Origin of the sequence: Enterococcus plantarum, from assembly GCF_001730295.1 — a bacterium.
Classification (GTDB): Bacteria; Bacillota; Bacilli; order Lactobacillales; family Enterococcaceae; genus Enterococcus_L; species Enterococcus_L plantarum.
The window spans coordinates 193753-211173 of record NZ_MIKA01000001.1 but is presented as its reverse complement, the minus strand read 5'-3'; the positions used below and the strand labels follow the sequence as shown (position 1 = coordinate 211173).

Annotated in this window: 19 protein-coding genes and 1 pseudogene; 7 read left to right on the top strand and 13 right to left on the bottom strand. The window is 36.2% G+C overall.

The genetic code is table 11. The features are described from left to right. Positions 1 to 2: 2 nt before the first annotated feature. Both BCR22_RS00920 and BCR22_RS00915 read right to left on the bottom strand, forming a co-directional pair. A complete protein-coding gene (locus tag BCR22_RS00920) occupies positions 3 to 992 on the bottom strand; it encodes an alpha-ketoacid dehydrogenase subunit beta (RefSeq protein WP_069653121.1) in 990 nt (329 codons plus the stop codon). Next, a complete protein-coding gene (locus tag BCR22_RS00915; protein ID WP_069653120.1) occupies positions 989 to 1987 on the bottom strand; it encodes a thiamine pyrophosphate-dependent dehydrogenase E1 component subunit alpha in 999 nt (332 codons plus the stop codon). The genes BCR22_RS00920 and BCR22_RS00915 overlap by 4 nt, the downstream gene beginning before the upstream one ends. 194 nt (positions 1988 to 2181) lie before the next feature. Here BCR22_RS00915 and BCR22_RS00910 point away from each other — a divergent pair, with 194 nt between their 5' ends. From BCR22_RS00910 to yidA, 4 genes are all read left to right on the top strand, one after another. Continuing rightward, complete coding sequence (locus BCR22_RS00910) at positions 2182 to 2541, top strand: hypothetical protein (protein WP_069653119.1); 360 nt, start codon at positions 2182 to 2184, stop codon at positions 2539 to 2541. Then, positions 2534 to 3382: a lipoate--protein ligase family protein gene (locus BCR22_RS00905; protein ID WP_069653118.1), complete on the top strand. Its 849-nt coding sequence runs from the start codon at positions 2534 to 2536 to the stop codon at positions 3380 to 3382. Before BCR22_RS00910 ends, BCR22_RS00905 begins: the two co-directional genes overlap by 8 nt. Positions 3383 to 3508: 126 nt before the next feature. After that, positions 3509 to 4879 carry an HD domain-containing protein gene (locus BCR22_RS00900; protein WP_069653117.1) on the top strand — a complete coding sequence of 457 codons (1371 nt, stop codon included), beginning with the start codon at positions 3509 to 3511 and terminating at the stop codon, positions 4877 to 4879. A gap of 23 nt (positions 4880 to 4902) precedes the next feature. Continuing rightward, entirely contained in the window at positions 4903 to 5709 is an 807-nt protein-coding gene (gene yidA / locus BCR22_RS00895; RefSeq protein ID WP_069653116.1) for a sugar-phosphatase, read from the top strand. A 66-nt stretch (positions 5710 to 5775) separates the two neighbouring features. On the opposite strand, the gene BCR22_RS15605 is transcribed toward yidA, so the two are convergent. The 3 genes from BCR22_RS15605 to BCR22_RS00885 form a co-directional block, all read right to left on the bottom strand. Next, a complete protein-coding gene (locus BCR22_RS15605) occupies positions 5776 to 6033 on the bottom strand; it encodes a PTS sugar transporter subunit IIA (protein ID WP_276205044.1) in 258 nt (85 codons plus the stop codon). A 60-nt stretch (positions 6034 to 6093) separates the two neighbouring features. Then, complete coding sequence (locus tag BCR22_RS15600; RefSeq protein ID WP_240485834.1) at positions 6094 to 6228, bottom strand: PTS sugar transporter subunit IIA; 135 nt, start codon at positions 6226 to 6228, stop codon at positions 6094 to 6096. Between the two features lie 380 nt (positions 6229 to 6608). Further along, a complete protein-coding gene (locus BCR22_RS00885) occupies positions 6609 to 7052 on the bottom strand; it encodes an NUDIX hydrolase (RefSeq protein ID WP_069653115.1) in 444 nt (147 codons plus the stop codon). A gap of 174 nt (positions 7053 to 7226) precedes the next feature. Here BCR22_RS00885 and gloA point away from each other — a divergent pair, with 174 nt between their 5' ends. Both gloA and BCR22_RS00875 read left to right on the top strand, forming a co-directional pair. Further along, positions 7227 to 7601, top strand: a complete 375-nt coding sequence (gene gloA, locus BCR22_RS00880) for a lactoylglutathione lyase (RefSeq protein ID WP_069653114.1) — start codon at positions 7227 to 7229, stop codon at positions 7599 to 7601. 171 nt (positions 7602 to 7772) lie between these two features. Continuing rightward, a complete protein-coding gene (locus tag BCR22_RS00875; RefSeq protein ID WP_069653113.1) occupies positions 7773 to 8492 on the top strand; it encodes a gamma-glutamyl-gamma-aminobutyrate hydrolase family protein in 720 nt (239 codons plus the stop codon). A 48-nt stretch (positions 8493 to 8540) separates the two neighbouring features. Here the strand turns inward: BCR22_RS00875 and BCR22_RS00870 are convergent, their stop codons facing one another. The 3 genes from BCR22_RS00870 to BCR22_RS00860 all read right to left on the bottom strand — a co-directional run bounded on the left by BCR22_RS00870 (position 8541) and on the right by BCR22_RS00860 (position 11673). Beyond that, positions 8541 to 9365, bottom strand: a complete 825-nt coding sequence (locus tag BCR22_RS00870) for an aldo/keto reductase (RefSeq protein ID WP_069653112.1) — start codon at positions 9363 to 9365, stop codon at positions 8541 to 8543. Positions 9366 to 9491: 126 nt separating this feature from the next. Beyond that, complete coding sequence (locus BCR22_RS00865; protein ID WP_069653111.1) at positions 9492 to 10475, bottom strand: glucosaminidase domain-containing protein; 984 nt, start codon at positions 10473 to 10475, stop codon at positions 9492 to 9494. 181 nt (positions 10476 to 10656) lie between these two features. Further along, positions 10657 to 11673: a branched-chain amino acid aminotransferase gene (locus tag BCR22_RS00860; RefSeq protein ID WP_069653110.1), complete on the bottom strand. Its 1017-nt coding sequence runs from the start codon at positions 11671 to 11673 to the stop codon at positions 10657 to 10659. Between the two features lie 141 nt (positions 11674 to 11814). Here BCR22_RS00860 and BCR22_RS00855 point away from each other — a divergent pair, with 141 nt between their 5' ends. After that, entirely contained in the window at positions 11815 to 12747 is a 933-nt protein-coding gene (locus BCR22_RS00855; protein WP_069653109.1) for a mechanosensitive ion channel family protein, read from the top strand. A gap of 37 nt (positions 12748 to 12784) precedes the next feature. Here the strand turns inward: BCR22_RS00855 and BCR22_RS15900 are convergent. The 5 genes and pseudogenes from BCR22_RS15900 to BCR22_RS00835 all read right to left on the bottom strand — a co-directional run bounded on the left by BCR22_RS15900 (position 12785) and on the right by BCR22_RS00835 (position 17255). Beyond that, positions 12785 to 12988, bottom strand: a pseudogene (locus BCR22_RS15900) (hypothetical protein). After that, complete coding sequence (locus BCR22_RS00850) at positions 12981 to 14108, bottom strand: N-acetyldiaminopimelate deacetylase (protein WP_069653108.1); 1128 nt, start codon at positions 14106 to 14108, stop codon at positions 12981 to 12983. Before BCR22_RS00850 ends, BCR22_RS15900 begins: the two are co-directional and overlap by 8 nt. Positions 14109 to 14228: 120 nt before the next feature. Further along, on the bottom strand, positions 14229 to 15434 hold the full coding sequence (locus tag BCR22_RS00845; protein ID WP_069653107.1) for an ABC transporter permease: 1206 nt from the start codon (positions 15432 to 15434) through the stop codon (positions 14229 to 14231). Beyond that, positions 15431 to 16111: an ABC transporter ATP-binding protein gene (locus tag BCR22_RS00840; protein WP_069653106.1), complete on the bottom strand. Its 681-nt coding sequence runs from the start codon at positions 16109 to 16111 to the stop codon at positions 15431 to 15433. The genes BCR22_RS00845 and BCR22_RS00840 overlap by 4 nt, the downstream gene beginning before the upstream one ends. After that, complete coding sequence (locus BCR22_RS00835; protein WP_069653105.1) at positions 16104 to 17255, bottom strand: efflux RND transporter periplasmic adaptor subunit; 1152 nt, start codon at positions 17253 to 17255, stop codon at positions 16104 to 16106. Before BCR22_RS00835 ends, BCR22_RS00840 begins: the two co-directional genes overlap by 8 nt. Between the last annotated feature and the right edge of the window lie 166 nt (positions 17256 to 17421).

Sequence of the window (17421 nt, the reverse complement as noted above, 5' to 3'; positions counted from 1 at the left end):
TTTTAGGCCTCGACTTCTGCTATTAGTTGTATAGCCGCGTTCACCACTGTAGCTACCTGAGGTGTCGCGTGTGCTTCTAGTTGTTTTTGTGCTGGCATCGGAACAAACTCGCCACCTAAACGAACAATCGGAGCCTTTAACAGCATCGCACAATTAGACTCGGCAATGATCGAGGTGATTTCCGCACTGAATCCACTGTTTTTAACTGCTTCTGTCGCCACAATCACTCGTTTCGTTTTTTTAACAGAAGACAAAATAGTTTTTTCATCTAGTGGAACCAAAGTCCTAGGGTCGATCACCTCAACAGAAATACTATTCTCTTGTAAAATCTCAGCCGCTTCCAACGCTTTATTGACCATAATTCCTGTTGCAATAATTGTGACATCTGAACCCCTTCGTTTAATATCAGCCACACCGATAGGGATGGTGTACGGTTCTTTCGGAACAAACCCAGTTGTTTTATACAGAAGTTTGTGCTCATAAAACATTACCGGATTGTTATCTTGGATTGCAGCATGGAGCAATCCTTTTGCATCATAAGCAGTAGTTGGTTGGATGACTTTGAGCCCAGGTATATGCGCCATCCAGTTTTCTAAACTCTGTGAATGTTGTGCTGCTGCTCCAGTACCTGAGCCAGAAGCTGTTCTCATCACTAAAGGAACGCTGGCTTTACCTCCGTACATATAATGTATTTTGGCTGCTTGATTCACTAACTGATCCATGGCGACAGTAATGAAATCAGAAAATTGTAATTCCATTACTGGACGCATCCCTGTCATCGCTGCTCCCACCGCAACTCCTGCTATCGCACTTTCTGAAATAGGTGTATCTCGAACACGTTCTTTTCCATATTTTTCTTGAAGTCCTTGAGTAGCACCAAAACCGCCGCCGTAAACGCCAATATCTTCGCCTAAAAGAAAAACACGTTCATCTTTTTTTAAAGCTTCATCCAACGCTTCATTAATTGCTTGTAGATAAGTTATCGTCCTCATACTTCAGCCTCCGCATAGACATGCGTCCATAAATCCTTGATCGTTGGTTCACTATCTCCTTTTACAGAAGCGACTAAATCAGAAAAATTTCTTCTGATCGACATTTCCAACTGCCGAATTTCCTCTTCTTTCATTCTCTTGTTCTGTATCAATTCGTTTTCTAGACGTAAAATCGGATCGTTATTTACTTGCCAATCATGACACTCATCTTCGGAACGATACTTTAATTTATCTGATTTCGAATGTCCCTTGTGACGATAAGTTAACGCTTCAATCAAGGTTGGACCACCACCACTTCTAGCTTTAGCTACTGCATGCGAAACGGTCTCTGATACGACGGATAAATCATTGCCGTCAATTGTTATACCTTCGATACCATAGCTTTTGCTTCGATCAGAAAGCTTCTGGATGTTGACCATTTGTTCAATAGAACTACTCATTCCATACTGGTTATTTTCAATGAAATAAATAACTGGTAACTGCCAAATAGACGCCAAGTTCAATGCTTCATGGAAACTGCCTTCATTGGTGGCACCGTCTCCAGCGTAACATAATACAACTTGCTTCGTTCCTTGCATTTGCGCACTTAAAGCAGCTCCAGCTGCAATTGGAAAGCCCGCTCCGACAATGCCGTTTGATCCCAGATTTCCCATATCCAAATCAGCAATGTGCATACTCCCACCTTTGCCTTCATTTGTTCCAGTTTTCTTTCCGAGCATTTCAGCAAACATACTTCTGATATCTGTTCCTTTTGCGATACAATGACCATGGTTTCTATGTGTCGAAACAATCCAGTCACTTTGGTCTAAAATGCCCGCTCCACCAACAGCCGTTGCTTCTTGTCCAATACAAAGGTGCATCGTACCATGCAATTCTCCTGCATCAAAAAGCTCTTGGATTGTTTCTTCAAAGATGCGAATTTCCCACATCTTTTTCAGAGCTTCTAGATCATCAATCACATTGAATTGTCGATACGCGCTCGTCTTTTGATTCATTTCCACACTCCCTTTTACATTTGTTCCGCTTCGTATCATATGTAAATATTCTATAGTTTTCTTAGATTGATAGCAAGATTTTCTCTCCGTTTTTTTGATTTACTTTAAAAATATCTACTTTCCTTGTTATTTCTACATGGATAAGCATGATTTTTTGTCTAAATCGTATATAATAGAATATGGAGGTGGAACAAATGTTATTTCACGATAAACAAGCAATGTTGTTTTGTATGCACTGCCAACAAGAAACACTCCACGACATTCAATATATGAATGACATTATTTCCAGTATAGAATGTACAGAGTGTCATAATCAGATGAGTATCGATATTGATGCAATGAATCAGTTTTATCATTATCTTTATGAGCGTTTGATTTCTAAGCCTGGTCGTTTAACTGAAGAAGCCAGACTAGATTTCAGTAAATTTTTAGCCACCATGCCGATGAGGATTATCAGTAAACCTGTGCGTTTTACGAGTGAATATAATCAAATGAATAAAGAAGTAAAGGATTACGTTTCCCGCGTAAAACAGGATGAAGACCAAGATGACTAATTTAAAACAACTATTTACAAAGAATACAGTCTTTTTATACGATCAACTCTGTTTGACCGAAAAAGACTACTTTCTTCCATTTGCTTTGACAGATACTTTCACCACTTTCTCTGGAATCAATCAACAGCCATTCATTCATTTCTGGCAGCTTGACCAAGCGATGATTCTTGGGATGAAAGATACGCGAGTTACTGATTTAAGCAAGGGATTAACGTCTTTACGACAAGATGGCTACAAGGTCGTGATCCGCAATGCTGGTGGACTTGGTGTAATTGCGGATGTCGGGGTACTGAACGTTTCATTGATCTTGCCTAATTTAGGCGATAAAAAAATGAGTATCGACGAAGCTTATACTTATATGTGGCAATGGATCAAGTGCGCATTTGAGGACTCTGATCATAAGATAGAAGCTTTCGAAATCACTGAATCTTATTGTCCCGGTACATTCGATTTAAGTATCCATGGAAAAAAATTTGCTGGCATTGCGCAACGTCGTGTGAAGGACGGCACAGCCATCATGATTTATTTGAGCATCAATGGGGATCAACAAAAACGTGGTGAAAGTGTCCGGCGTTTTTACGAAGCAAGTCTTCAAGAAGATTTCGGTAAAAATGGGTACCCTCCTGTTGATCCAACTGTTATGGCAAATTTAGAAGATCTCCTTCAAAAAAAAATAACAGTAGATGACGTGAAAAAACGATTAATTAGCGTATTATTAGATAACGCCCCAATTACTATGGATAGTCGAACAGTACCTGAATTATTAAATTCAAAATGGTTTACAACAGAAATAGAAAAGCAACGAAATAAAATGAAGCAACGAAATCAGTTATTAGATTAATTCCGCTTCAACAGAATAGTAAAGAACAGTATCCGTTCATGATTAAAGTGTTTAGCAGCAAAAGGAAAAATGTTGTTTTGCTTAAACACTAGAAACAACGAACTACTAATCAAAAGGAGTGAATCTATGTCAATCCCTTATAAATATCAAATTTTGCCAATTGAAAAAGTCTTTCGAGATCCTGTTCACAATTATATCCACGTACAACATCAAGTGATTTTAGATTTGATCAATTCAGCAGAAGTTCAAAGGCTTCGGAGAATCAAGCAATTAGGTACCTCTTCTTTTACTTTTCATGGGGCAGAACATAGCCGTTTTGCTCATTCTCTAGGTGTCTATGAAATAACACGGCGTATTTGCGATATTTTTCAACGCAATTATTCCAGTGAACATTTAGGTGACGAAGGCTGGAATGATAATGAGCGGTTAGTAACACTTTGTGCAGCTTTACTCCATGATGTCGGTCATGGACCTTATTCTCATACCTTTGAACATATTTTTAATACAGATCACGAAGCAATCACAGTGCAAATCATCACTTCACCAGAAACAGAAGTTTTTCAAATATTGAATCGTGTTTCTGCTGATTTTCCTGATAAGGTTGCAAGTGTCATTACGAAAGAATACCCTAATCCTCAGGTAGTCCAGATGATTTCTAGTCAAATTGACGCTGACCGTATGGATTATTTATTGCGCGATGCCTATTTTACTGGAACAGAATATGGAACTTTTGATTTAACTAGAATATTACGGGTGATCCGACCGTACAAAGATGGTTTAGCTTTTGCTATGAACGGAATGCATGCGGTAGAAGATTATATTGTAAGTCGATATCAAATGTATGTTCAAGTCTACTTCCACCCTGTTTCTCGTGGAATGGAAGTGATTTTGGATCACTTACTACACCGAGCAAAAGAATTATATGAACAACAACCAGAAGATTATCAATTACATTCTCAACTTTTAGTCCCCTTCTTCAAAGGGAATTTCTCATTACAGGAATATTTAAAATTAGATGATGGTGTATTAAATACCTATTTCACTCAATGGACTTCTTTACCAGATCCGATTCTTAATGATCTCGCAAATCGCTTTTTAATACGCAGACCCCTTAAATCTGCAACGTTCTCTGGCGATCGAGACTCTGTAACTATCCGTCATCTGCAAGCATTGATTGAAAAAGTAGGATATAATCCAAAATATTATACTGCTATCAATTCAAGTTACGACTTACCTTACGATTTTTATCGTCCAGAAAAAAATAGCCACCGTACCCAAATCGAGATCATGCAAAAAGATGGTACCTTGATCGAATTATCCAAAATCAGTCACCTAGTGGCGGCACTAGCTGGTCAAACACAGATTGATGAACGCTTTTATTTTCCCAAAGAAATGGTTGATCCGAAAAGACAGCAGCATTATGATCTCTTTGATGATACCTATCGAGAATTTGCAGCTTACATTCATAACGGTGCATTAGTCGAAGAGAAAAATTAAAGAAAAGATATTAGGAGGAACTTATGTCAGTCAAATTAGTTGCAATAGATATTGATGGAACATTACTTGATTCAAACAGAAAAATCAGCCCCAAAGTGAAAGACACTTTAAAAAGAGCCAACGAAAGTGGTATGTATATCGTTTTATGCACGGGGCGCCCTTTACCTGGTGTAAAAGAACAGTTAGCAGAGTTAGAGCTATATGGTGAAAATGACTATGTAATTACTTACAATGGTTCTTTGGTACAAGCAACCAAATCGAATGAGATCATTTCGCAATATACTTTAAGTTATAACGACTTTTTAGAAATCGAACTAATGGCCCGAAAAGTGGGAGCTCATCTACACACGATCGATGATAAAGCGATTTATACGGCTAATCGGGATATCGGTAAGTATACTGTGCATGAAGCTTATCTTGTTGATATGCCATTGAAATATCGTGCAGTTGATGAGATGACTCCAGATATGTCCATCATTAAAATGATGATGATCGATGAGCCAGACGTTTTGGACAACGCTATTCGACAACTTCCAAAAGAATTTAGTAATAAATATACAACAGTTAAAAGTACAGATTTTTACTACGAAATTTTAAACAAAGAAGCGAGTAAAGGCAATGCGCTCGCAAAACTTGCGGAACATTTAGGGATTTCTCAATCTGAGACAATGGCGATTGGAGATAACGAAAATGACCTTTCAATGATTGAATATGCTGGTATCGGTGTTGCTATGGGAAATGCTACTGAAAACGTCAAGCGTGCTGCAGATATTCAAACAACCAGTAATGATGAAGACGGTGTTGCTGAAGTATTGTTGAACTATATTTAATGGTGAAATTAAAAAGCAGTTTGCAGCTAATTCGCAAACTGCTTTTTAGTGTTTCGCCTACTAATTTCAACCTAATAACGTTTCTTTTACAGATAAATAATCATAAATCTCATTTGGATCTTGACTAGTATCTAGCAAATAGTAAAATTGAGGGTCATCTAATAAGCATACTAACTCTGCCATGGCATTTAAATGACGATTATTTTCTGTTGCTGCCAAGCAAAATTCATATTTAACTGGATCGTTTTCTTTGCTACCAAATTCAATAGGGTTCTTTAATACGTTAATACTCATTCCCAATCTTTCCACACCATCACCAAACATGTGGCAACGCAACATGTTTGGTGATGACAATATATGGACCTAATTCTTTGGTTGTTTCAATCATTTTTCGTTATAACCAGAGGTGATTTTGCCACCTAGAAGTAAAGGTTCAGCAGATTGACGAATCGCATCTTCCCAATCGGTTACCTCAATTTCAAGTTGAATAAATTCTTCTTTTATCATTTCACTTAACAATATGCAACACCCCTTTTAGATTTTTACCAAGCGTACGACTTGTTGGTTCCTTTTCAATATAATCTGTTTATGAAACGTTTTCAATCTCTTTTGTCGCCTTATTTTGTTTACCTATTAAACAAAAAGTGGTCCTACAGAATCGGTGAAGTTCAACAAAAATCGCTCTCTGATAAAATGTTTTCAGAAAATGTAAAGTATCTAAATCAAATCGGTTTTTAATCCCATTTATTCATACCACTAAATGAATCGACAGCAAACAAATACTATACTAAACTCTTTGTTCCCAGGAAAACTAATGTAATTTCTTATGATTATTTCAATACTCATTCAGTCAATAAAAAAAACAAATCATGTTCGATTTGCTTTCTTTGACTTTCTTTTTATTTATTGTCTCTCCATCTATGTACCGCCCACTTATGACTACCACGTTTCAATAAATTAACTCCCTCATCGATTGATACCCAACGAATTGTGTTCGTTTTTTCCAGAGGTTCACTTATTTCTCTCCAACTGTCTGCAACAAAGAAATAGCCTGGATTATGATAATCTGTATTTCGATGTCTTGAATGAAAATACTCATCCGCTTGCCCTAGATAGTCACCGATAACTACTTCAAAACCAAGTTCCTCGATCATTTCCCGATGAATCGCAGTTTCCTTCGTCTCTCCGAGTTCAATTTCTCCGCCTGGTAAAAAATATGCACCATTCGGCGCTTGAATTAGCACTATTTCTGTGCCATTATTTCTTGATATGATAATGTAAGCACCTAGTCTTTTCTTATAGACCAACATTTCCGATTTTTCACCGAATGACGGTGTTTCCATAAAAACAACTCCCTTTTCTTTTAAACTAATTTTACATGAGAATTTTCTCATGAACAAGTAATATCTAATCATTTCACTCACAATTCTGTTAAAGTCTATGCTACTATAAAAATGTCAGCAGTTTGTTGGATTCGATCTGCGATAATATTCACTTTTGAAAGGAAGATGACTCATATGAAAATGGCTCACACTTGTGTCCGTGTCAAAGATTTGGAAGCGTCGCTGGAATTTTATCAAAAGGCATTTAATTTTGAAGAAAGCCGCCGTCGTGATTTTCCAGAACATAAATTTACTTTAGTTTACCTAATATTACCTGGTGATGGTTATGAACTAGAGCTAACGTACAATTACGATCATGAAGCATACAACTTAGGCGATGGTTATGGCCATATTGCGATCAGCACAGACGAAATCGAAAAATTACATGAGGAACAAAAAAATGCTGGTTTTACTGTTACTGACATGAAAGGTTTACCAGGAACGCCACCATCTTATTACTTTATTACGGATCCAGATGGATATAAAATCGAAGTCATTCGTAATCGATAATAAAAAAATGCAGTTGATCACTTTTTAGGTCATACCTAATATGTGATCAACTGTTTTTACTACTTTTTCTGAAAGTTTCTAGATTTAATTACAATTCAGCTCTTTTTATAACCTTATTTTATAAAAAAGTGATACACTGTTACTCTACCTATTAATCAAGGACGTGATCAAATGACAACGATTATCGGCATAGCTGGAAATCAAATTATTCAATCTGTTGATATTTTCAACGGTAACCATGTAAGTTATACACCTCAAGCATTCGTAACTGCAATTCAAAAAGCAGGCGGATTACCGATTGTTTTACCCATTGGTGAAGAAGAACATGCTGCGGCTTATGTTTCTCAAATCGATAAATTATTATTGGCAGGAGGACAAGATATTTCTCCTGATTATTTTGGCGAAGAACCTCATCCAAAACTTGAAGAAACAAATCGCAATCGTGATATTTTTGAACTGGCTTTAATCAAAGAAGCACTCAAGCAAAGTAAACCTATTTTTGCAGTTTGTCGTGGTATGCAGTTGCTTAATGTTGCTTTAGGAGGAACCTTATATCAAGATCTTTCTCTATATCCTGAGTGGAAAGTACAACATGGACAAGAGCCTACCCAACCACAATTTGCAACCCACGGAATTCAAATAGAAAAAGACAGTGCTCTGTACGACTTACTTGGAGAAACATATCGCGTTAATTCTTATCACCATCAAGCAATCAATACATTAGCATCTTCTTTGAAAATCACCGCTAAATCCACTGATGGAATTGTTGAAGCTATTGAATCAGCTGATAAAAGCCAAAATATATTAGGTGTCCAATGGCATCCTGAACTTCGTTTTGATGTCGATACAAAAGAATTTACATTATTTGACTATTTTGTGAATCAACTATAAAAATAGTAGGAAATTGGTTTTAACCAGTTTCCCACTATTTTTTTCTTATTAAAAATCAAAATTATCTGGATCTGGACCTAAACGTTCATTTGTATTTAGTTCGTCAATTCGTTTGATATCGTCGTCTGTCAATTCAAAATCAAACACATCAAAATTTTGTTTGATACGTTCTTCGTGAACTGATTTTGGAATAACGATGCTATCGCTTTGTAAATGCCAACGAATAATGACTTGTGCTGCTGTTTTGTTATATTTCTTACCGATTTCAACTAAAATAGGCTCTTCTAAAATTTTACCTTGCCCTAACGGAGACCATGCTTCTACAGCAATTTTGTTAGCCGCTAAGAACTTACGTAATGGTTCTTGTGTCAACGTTGGATGAAGCTCGATTTGATCAACCATTGGTACGACTTTTGCTTCTTTTAATAAATCTTTAATATGATGTTCATGGAAGTTAGAAACCCCGATTGCTTTAGCACGACCACTTTTATAAATTTCTTCCATCGCACGCCAAGAATCTTTGTACTTCCCTTCAACTGGCCAATGGATCAAGTATAAATCAATATAATCTAAACCAAGTTTAGTTAAACTCTCATCAAATGCTTTTAGAGTTGAATCATATCCTTGATCCGCATTCCATAATTTAGTCGTAACAAAAATCTTTTCACGAGGCACGCCCGAAGCACGAATACCTTCGCCTACACTGGCTTCATTTTTATAAGCTGCCGCAGTGTCAATCAAACGATATCCAGCTTGTAGTGCCCACTTCACTGAATTAACTGCTTCCTCCCCATCTTGCACTTTCCAGACCCCTAAACCTAAACGAGGAATAATAGAACCATTCGCTAGCTCTTTTGTTTTTTCTAAAGACATATTTTTTCCATTCCTTTCTTTGAAAAGGTGAATACAATTTTAGTATACTCCTTAAAGTAGGAGATGGAAAATAACTGGATTGTCTATCGTTGCATTTCATTTTTGTCAGCTAATAAAGAAATCTACCTACTTATTTTCAAAGATTAGAATTCGTTTACCTATTTTTTCACTAATAGTATAAATTTTATCAATATAAGAAGTTACGTTTTCCACAAAATCTCTGATTCGTTTCTTCTTTGACTTATTCGTTACTAATCTTCGTACATTTTTTATTTTTTTAACTGTCGCCATAGTTTCTTTCACGTTTCTATTTGACAGATTTTCTGGTTGAATAGTGTTTTTCTCTTGGAATTCATCATAAGCAGATAACTCATAAATAGAGATCAGCTGATCTAACTTTTCAGCATATTGACTATCCGTTGCGTACCTTCCAGTCAGAAAAGCTGTTGCTTCTTGATAATTCATAGTTTCACTCTTCCAAGCGCCTTTATAGAATTCAGGATTTCCCACTAACCCATTTTTTAATAAACAAGCATAATCTTCTAAGCACTCCTTAAGCGAAGAATATTTTCTGAATTCAGAATTAATAGTGTACAGCGCTCCTTCACCATCTTCTTCTTGTGTTTTCATCACAACTGTCATGCCGTTATAGTCTCCCTTAATGCCAAATAAATTATAATTAGGTGCTGTGGCTAGAGTACTACTGCCGGATGCAGACTCTAAAATAGCCTGTGCAATCATCACCGAAGCATATAAATCATAATCACATGCGATTTTTCGAGCTAACTCTCTAACTTCTTCGATGAAATTTTCTGTTGTTTGATTTTTTATGATCATCATCTCTTGTAAAATTGGAATGCTCCTATTTTGCTCTTCTTCAGAATTCTCAGATAGATCGTTTGCAGATTCTGAAATAGTCTGAGTATCTTCACGAGGTTGCAATGCCTCTTGTTTTTGGTTGATTTCTGAACTGTTTCTCTCAACCTTATCCTCACTTGACTCTTCTCGTCGTTCGAAATCTATCAGTGATTCAGCCTTAGCTAACACTGGTGAAATCATTAAGCTAATCATTAATTCTATTACTATACTAACTAGTATCTTTTCTTTCATATAAATTATCTCCTTCTTGATCATTATTCCTATAATAGTAATACGCAATTATTTTAGTTTATGATCAAAAAGTTGTTAAAATAACGATTTTATACTCTATATAAAAGTAAAAAAGAAAACAACGAACCTTGTTCGTCATTTTCTTTATACTATGCTATTCGCCAATCTTCTTTTAATAATGTTATATTTTTATGTTTCTAATCCAGCCATTTGGTGCAGGTAAATCACCAAATTGAATCCCAGTTAGTTCATCATAAAGTTTTTGTGTTACCGGCCCAACTTCTGTTTCACTATAAAATACATGGAAATCATCATATGTTTGAATACCACCAATAGGTGAAATTACCGCTGCCGTTCCGCACGCTCCAGCCTCTTTAAATTGATCCAATGAATCAACGTAAACATCTTCTTCTACGGCTTCCATTCCAAGGTTATGCTCAGCTAAATGAAGCAGTGAATATTTCGTTATACTTGGTAAAATTGATGGTGACAATGGTGTGACAAAACGATTATCCTTAGTGATCCCAAAGAAATTAGCGGAGCCAACCTCTTCGATTTTAGTATGTGTTGCTGGATCAAGATAAATACAATCAGAAAAGTGTTTCTCTTTGGCCTCTTCACCAGGTAATAAGCTCGCAGCGTAGTTTCCACCAACTTTAATTGCCCCTGTCCCCTGCGGTGCTGCACGATCATAATCAGAAACTATGAAGTTTGTCGGAGTTAATCCGCCTTTAAAGTACGCACCTACAGGCATACAAAAAACAGTAAACAGAAACTCTGGAGCTGAATGTACACCGATCCCTTCCCCAACACCGATCAGAAGTGGACGTATGTACAATGTACCACCACAACCATAAGGAGGAATAAATTCCGCATTCGCCTTTACCACTTCTTCAATTGCATGGATAAATTTGTCTTCTGGCACTTCGGCCATCAATAGTCGCTTAGCACTGCGATTCATTCGTTTAGAATTCTCATCGACTCTAAATAGATTAATCGATCCATCCTTACAACGATAAGCCTTCAAACCTTCAAAACATTGCTGTCCATAATGTAACGCTGCTGATCCTTCGTTGATATGCACTATATTATCTTCTGTTAGTTTACCCTCGTCCCAATGACCATCTTTCCAAGTAGAAATGTATCTAAATGGTGTCTTTATATAATCAAAACCTAAGTTATCCCAATCTATTGTCATACGATCACTCCTTATTTTCAGAATATTGTAACACATTTCAAATGAATTTGTTAAGCTTTTTATAGAAATAATGACATCTTTTTTCAAATTCTAGTATAATAATAGAGTAATCATAGATTAAAAAAGAAAGTTGGGATATCCTTGTTTATTCTTGGGCAACCACTATCCAGTAAAACACTTGAAAGCACAATGGATTCGACACTTGATTTAAAAACCGCTACAGAAAATAAAGTCAACGCTTTTCAGCGCTTTTGGAATGGCATTAATTGGGATCAGATCATTGCAACTTTAATTGAAAAAACGATTTATCTCTTATTTTTGATTCTTCTTTTCGCTTTTCTAAATCGTATAGGGAAAGCTCTTATCGATAAAACATACGGGAATTATAGCAAAAAACAATCGTTCAGTGAAAGTCGTTTAAAAACACTTCATACCTTGATCAACAACGCCTTTCAATATACACTTTTTTTCTTTTTTGTTTATTCTTTACTAACAGTTGTAGGCGTTCCAGTTGGCTCTCTTCTTGCGGGAGCTGGTATTGCGGGTGTCGCAATCGGTTTAGGTGCACAAGGCTTTATGAATGATATCATTACTGGTTTTTTCATTATTTTAGAACAACAAATGGATGTTGGGGACTATGTTCGTTTAACCGCTCTTGGTATTGAAGGAACCGTGACAGCAGTGGGGCTTAGAACCACTCAAATGAAAGCTTTAGATGGAACAATTCATTTTATCCCAAATAGAAATATCACAACGATAAGTAATCTTTCTCGCTCAAATATGCAAGTTTTGATCGACGTTCGGATCATTCCGGATGAAGGATACGACAAAATCATAGCTATCATTGACCAAGTCAATCTTGAATTGAAGGAAAAGTATTCAGAAAGTATTCAAACGGGACCAACAATTTTTGGCATGGTTGATCTTGGAAATGGAAATTTCGCTGTTCGCACAACAATGTACGTCTTGAATGGAAAACAAGCCCCTATCAGAGAAGAATTTTTGGCTCAATATGTTAAAAAATTATCTGAAGCGAACTTTACTATTCCAAATACCCCCATCACATTAACTTAAAAGAACGAGCCTGAAACATAACTAAAAAGGTTATGTTTCAGGCTCTTAGTAATCGAATAAACGGTGGGCGCAGAAGCAACTCCTTCGGTAATAAGCCGAAATTGCTGTAAAACACAACAAGGAACAAGTTGATGTTGCACAGTACCTACTTGGTCACAAAAATTTGAAGAGCAATTTTCGTAAATTCCTTCTTATTTCTCGGAGTTAAACACTTTTGTCCCAACCTCGTTCTTTTAGTTATCTAATGATTTTAAAAAATTACTAACATGCTCTACAGCAAATGGAATCGCATCTTCTTTAGGCTCAAATTTTGCAGAATGTAATCCATACTTACTATCGACTCCTAACCAAAACATCGTTCCAGGTACTTTCGATAATAAATAGCCAAAATCTTCACCCGTCATAGCCACTTCTGCCTCTTCAAATAGAACATCTGCTTCATGTTCCATAAATGACATAAGGTTTTCTGTTGTTTGCTTATTATTAATGACAGGAACGTATCCTTTTTGATCTAAAGATACCTCTACCATACAATTAAATGACTTCGCGATCCCTTCACCGATTTCTCTGATTCTGATTTGCGTCAATTGATTCATCTCTTCTGTCAACGTTCGAATCGTACCCGAAATCGTTGCTTCTCCAGCAATTACATTTGTCGCGGACCCTGCATTAAATGTTCCAAACGTGACAACCGCCCCTTCAACTGGATTAACATTTCGGCTGACAATGGTTTGTGCTTGTTGTACAAGACTCATTCCAGCTACAATCATATCGTTAGACGCGTGAGGAAATGCTGCGTGTCCACCTTTACCCGTTAATCTGATTTGAACTTCGCAAGTCGCTGCAAAAAGAGTCCCTACTTTAGTTGTAATCTTACCAACAGGGAGCTCAGGATTTACATGAAGTCCGTAAAATTCATCCGGAAGCCAAGATCCAAATGCATCATCTTCATACATTAACATCCCACCTGCCTCGTTTTCTTCTGCAGGTTGAAACAAAAATAAATAGTTATTTTCAGGTTGTTCTTTGGTCATTTGATCCAACAAACCTAAGCCAATCGTCATATGAAAATCATGCCCACATGCATGCATATAGCCATTATGTATAGACTGAAAATCAGAAATGACTTCCTCTGTTATCGGTAACCCATCAATGTCAGCGCGCCAACCGATCGTTTTTTTAGGATTTTTCCCATGAACGAACACTAAAATCCCCGTCTGCCAGGTTTTATATTCTATAAAAACTTTATTGATCGATTGTATAATTTCTAATAAGTATTTTTGAGTTTTTACTTCTTCTAACCCAATTTCTGGTATTTGGTGCAGTTGTCTACGAATCTCAATTAACTGTTCTTTGATCACTATTCATCTGCCTCTTTTCTATTTCACTATATCTATTGTTGAATAAAAAGAGTCTTCTGTCAATCCTTCATCAAGAAAATTTTTGGATTTTTCTGCAATTCATGAAACAGACTACTTTTACTACTTCATAATATCGATTAAGTCTTTTTTAGACGCCGTTGATGCTGGCATATAGCTAAAGACAACTCCTATTAATACAGAAATACCTACAGCCAAACCAATTGTAAACAAATCTGGTCGTACCGAGAAAGGTAAAAATATAGAAGCAAGTAACCCAAGAATCATTCCTAATAAATAACCAATTAAACCGCCCAGTAATGTCAATGTCAGTCCTTCTGTTAAAAATTGCTTTCTAATATCTTTCTCTGTCGCCCCTAAGGCACGTCGGATTCCGATTTCTTTTGTCCGTTCTGAAACAGAAATATACATCATATTCATGACACCTACTCCAGCAATAAACAACGAGATACCTGCTACAGCCGAAATAAATAGTGTAAGATTATCCAAAATGCTTCCCATCTGCTCTATATCAGACTTTGGATTATAGGTTTCATATTCTCCAACATTTCTCATACTACCATTAAAATTAAGTTGTTTTAACACTTCTTTCAATATCTCTTCTTGATTTTCTCCCACTTCTGTTTCGATATTCAAGATTGATTGACTTTCAGCTTTATTGAAGTAATGATCGTAACTTTTTATTGGAAAGTAAGCCAATGCTGCTTGGTTTTCCATAGATAACGTCCCATTACTACTTGCGATAACGCCCACTACTGTAAAGAGTTCATTCATCACTTCGAATCCTTTTCCAACAGCTTTCTCTGGATCATCATATAGTTTTTGTGCTAATATCTCATCAATGACAACCACTTTATTTAAGGTTTCGTTGTCATTAGGATCAATTTGACGCCCTACCAGCAAAGGTTCAGAGGTCTGTTCAACACGTTCTATTTTTTTTGTTAATTTTTTACCGCGAACATTTAATTCTACTTGCCGTTCGGTCAATTTTTGTTTTGGCTTATAAAAATCGATTTTCCTAATCCCTTTTAGATTCTTAATCAAGTCAAGGTCACTTTTTTTAAAAACGTCACTTTCGGTAAATGCATTAGACACATCATAGTAGTTAAACGTAATATTGCTAACATTTTCATTTGTATTTACCATTGACATTTTATCGATCATATCCCGTTTAAATCCGTTACCGATAGAAACAATCGTAATCACCGAGGCAATTCCAATAATGATACCAAACATTGTTAAAAAGCTGCGTTTTTTATTCTTTAAAATTGATTTTAGAGCGGTCTTCCAAATGACATAATTATTCATTTAATCAGCTCCTCTTCCACAATAACACCATCTTTAACGCGAATTAGACGTCCGCAATAATGGATCATATCTGGATTGTGAGTGACTAAAATAATCGTTACTCCTTCATCTTTATTTAAATCTTGGAATAATTGCATGATCTCTTCCGACGTTTTCGAATCTAGAGCCCCCGTCGGTTCATCAGCAATGATAAAATTTGGTGCATTCACGATTGCTCTTGCTATAGCGACTCGCTGTTGCTGCCCACCAGAAAGTTGTTTTGGGTACTTGTTTCCTTTATCAACTAAGCCGACCTTTTCTAGTACTTCTTGTACTCTTGCCTTGGTATTTGTATAAGCTGAACCATTGTATAATAATGGCAACTCAACATTTTCAAAAACAGTATTATTTTCAATTAGACTAAAGTTTTGAAAAACAAAGCCGACTGATTTATTTCTAATAGCAGAAAGCTCCTGATCAGAAAAATCTGTAATCTCTTTACCTTCAAATAAGTATTTTCCTTCAAATTTTTTATCAATGAACCCTATTAGATTGATCAAGGTCGATTTTCCTGAACCAGATGGCCCCATCACCGCCACAAATTCTTTTTCTTTGATTTCAAAGTTAACATCTTTTAAAACATGGAGTTTTTCTTCTTCCAAAGAATAAAATTTGTTGATTTGTTCAAGTTTAATCATTTTCAACCACCTGCACTTCTGCATTATCTTTTAAGTTATCATCTGGATTTCCAATGATTTTTGTTCCTTTTGACACACCGGACTCCACATTTTTTATTCCATTTACTTCTGAAACCTTAACAGTTGTTTTCGTTGCTCGACCGTTTTTATAAACATATACAAACGTTTCATTATCTCTTTTTACAATCGACTTATCTGGCAAGACTAATTGTGTTTGTGGTAATGAAACTTGAGTAGATGACCCGTATGCCCATGGGAAATCACCATCCACAATAAATTCATAAGTCGGAATCTCTGAATCATTCCCGCTTGTCGATTTAGGCAACTGGTTAATGCTGTTAATTTTCCCCTTAGCAGTTTGATTGGAACCAATTGAAGTCACACTGACTTCTTGGCCCGTTTTTAGTTTATTTAGATCATACTCTGTAACGATTCCTTTAATTTGCTTCGTCTTGCTTAACACTTGGATTATAGGTTGTTCCAATGATTTCTTTCCTGCTTCATTGACCATCGCTACCCCATCGATTGAAGCTTTAACAGATGACGTTACTTTTCCTTGTTCTGATTCTAAAGCTGCAGATTCATCATTCACATCTACATAAGCTAAATCTAACGCTTGCTGCGCTTGGATCACTTCATTGTTAGTACTAATCGCCTCTGCTTTTAATTGTTCGATCCTTCCTTTTAACTCCTCTTTTTTCTCAGGATCTATTTCTTGATTATAGTCAGCATTTGCTTGATTAACGTTGGCTTGAGCCTCATTATAACGTGCTTGTGCCAAGCTTAAATTTTGAGCTGCCTGTTGCGCTGATAAGCTACTTTTATTTACAGATCGTTGTTGTTGGTCAACTCGCGTCTGCGCCTCACCATTTAAATAATTAAGTACAATATCTCCATTTTTGACTTCTTGTTCATTTTTTACTGGAATATTGTTAACTGTCCCTAAAGTCTGGTCATAAAAAATATCTTCTGTTTGAGATGCTTTAACTTCCCCTTTTAAAATAAGTGGGTCCATTGCTTTTAACGTAAACACATTATAACTTGGTTCAACCTTTTTTTTACCTGAAAAAAATAGCAAATAACTGCCCAAACAGACACCAATTAGAATACCACCAATAACCAATTTCTTTTTTTTGCTTTTCATAATACTTGTTCCTCCTATTTTATCTTATATACTCGATTATAAGCAGTAACAAACGATTAGAGAATTGAATAAGCAAACATTTATCTTACATATTTGAAAGTTTAATATAACAAAAAAATGAGGCTGGACATAACTCTGCGAGTTACATTCCAACCTCATTTTCCAA

Bases quoted from the DNA above. Each gene is read 5' to 3' on its own strand.
- BCR22_RS00920 (WP_069653121.1), bottom strand. From the start codon at position 992: ATGAGGACGATAACTTATCTACAAGCAATTAATGAAGCGTTGGATGAA.
- BCR22_RS00915 (WP_069653120.1), bottom strand. From the start codon at position 1,987: ATGAATCAAAAGACGAGCGCGTATCGACAATTCAATGTGATTGATGAT.
- BCR22_RS00910 (WP_069653119.1), top strand. From the start codon at position 2,182: ATGTTATTTCACGATAAACAAGCAATGTTGTTTTGTATGCACTGCCAA.
- BCR22_RS00905 (WP_069653118.1), top strand. From the start codon at position 2,534: ATGACTAATTTAAAACAACTATTTACAAAGAATACAGTCTTTTTATAC.
- BCR22_RS00900 (WP_069653117.1), top strand. From the start codon at position 3,509: ATGTCAATCCCTTATAAATATCAAATTTTGCCAATTGAAAAAGTCTTT.
- yidA (WP_069653116.1), top strand. From the start codon at position 4,903: ATGTCAGTCAAATTAGTTGCAATAGATATTGATGGAACATTACTTGAT.
- BCR22_RS15605 (WP_276205044.1), bottom strand. From the start codon at position 6,033: ATGTTTGGTGATGGTGTGGAAAGATTGGGAATGAGTATTAACGTATTA.
- BCR22_RS00885 (WP_069653115.1), bottom strand. From the start codon at position 7,052: ATGGAAACACCGTCATTCGGTGAAAAATCGGAAATGTTGGTCTATAAG.
- gloA (WP_069653114.1), top strand. From the start codon at position 7,227: ATGAAAATGGCTCACACTTGTGTCCGTGTCAAAGATTTGGAAGCGTCG.
- BCR22_RS00875 (WP_069653113.1), top strand. From the start codon at position 7,773: ATGACAACGATTATCGGCATAGCTGGAAATCAAATTATTCAATCTGTT.
- BCR22_RS00870 (WP_069653112.1), bottom strand. From the start codon at position 9,365: ATGTCTTTAGAAAAAACAAAAGAGCTAGCGAATGGTTCTATTATTCCT.
- BCR22_RS00865 (WP_069653111.1), bottom strand. From the start codon at position 10,475: ATGAAAGAAAAGATACTAGTTAGTATAGTAATAGAATTAATGATTAGC.
- BCR22_RS00860 (WP_069653110.1), bottom strand. From the start codon at position 11,673: ATGACAATAGATTGGGATAACTTAGGTTTTGATTATATAAAGACACCA.
- BCR22_RS00845 (WP_069653107.1), bottom strand. From the start codon at position 15,434: ATGAATAATTATGTCATTTGGAAGACCGCTCTAAAATCAATTTTAAAG.
- BCR22_RS00840 (WP_069653106.1), bottom strand. From the start codon at position 16,111: ATGATTAAACTTGAACAAATCAACAAATTTTATTCTTTGGAAGAAGAA.
- BCR22_RS00835 (WP_069653105.1), bottom strand. From the start codon at position 17,255: ATGAAAAGCAAAAAAAAGAAATTGGTTATTGGTGGTATTCTAATTGGT.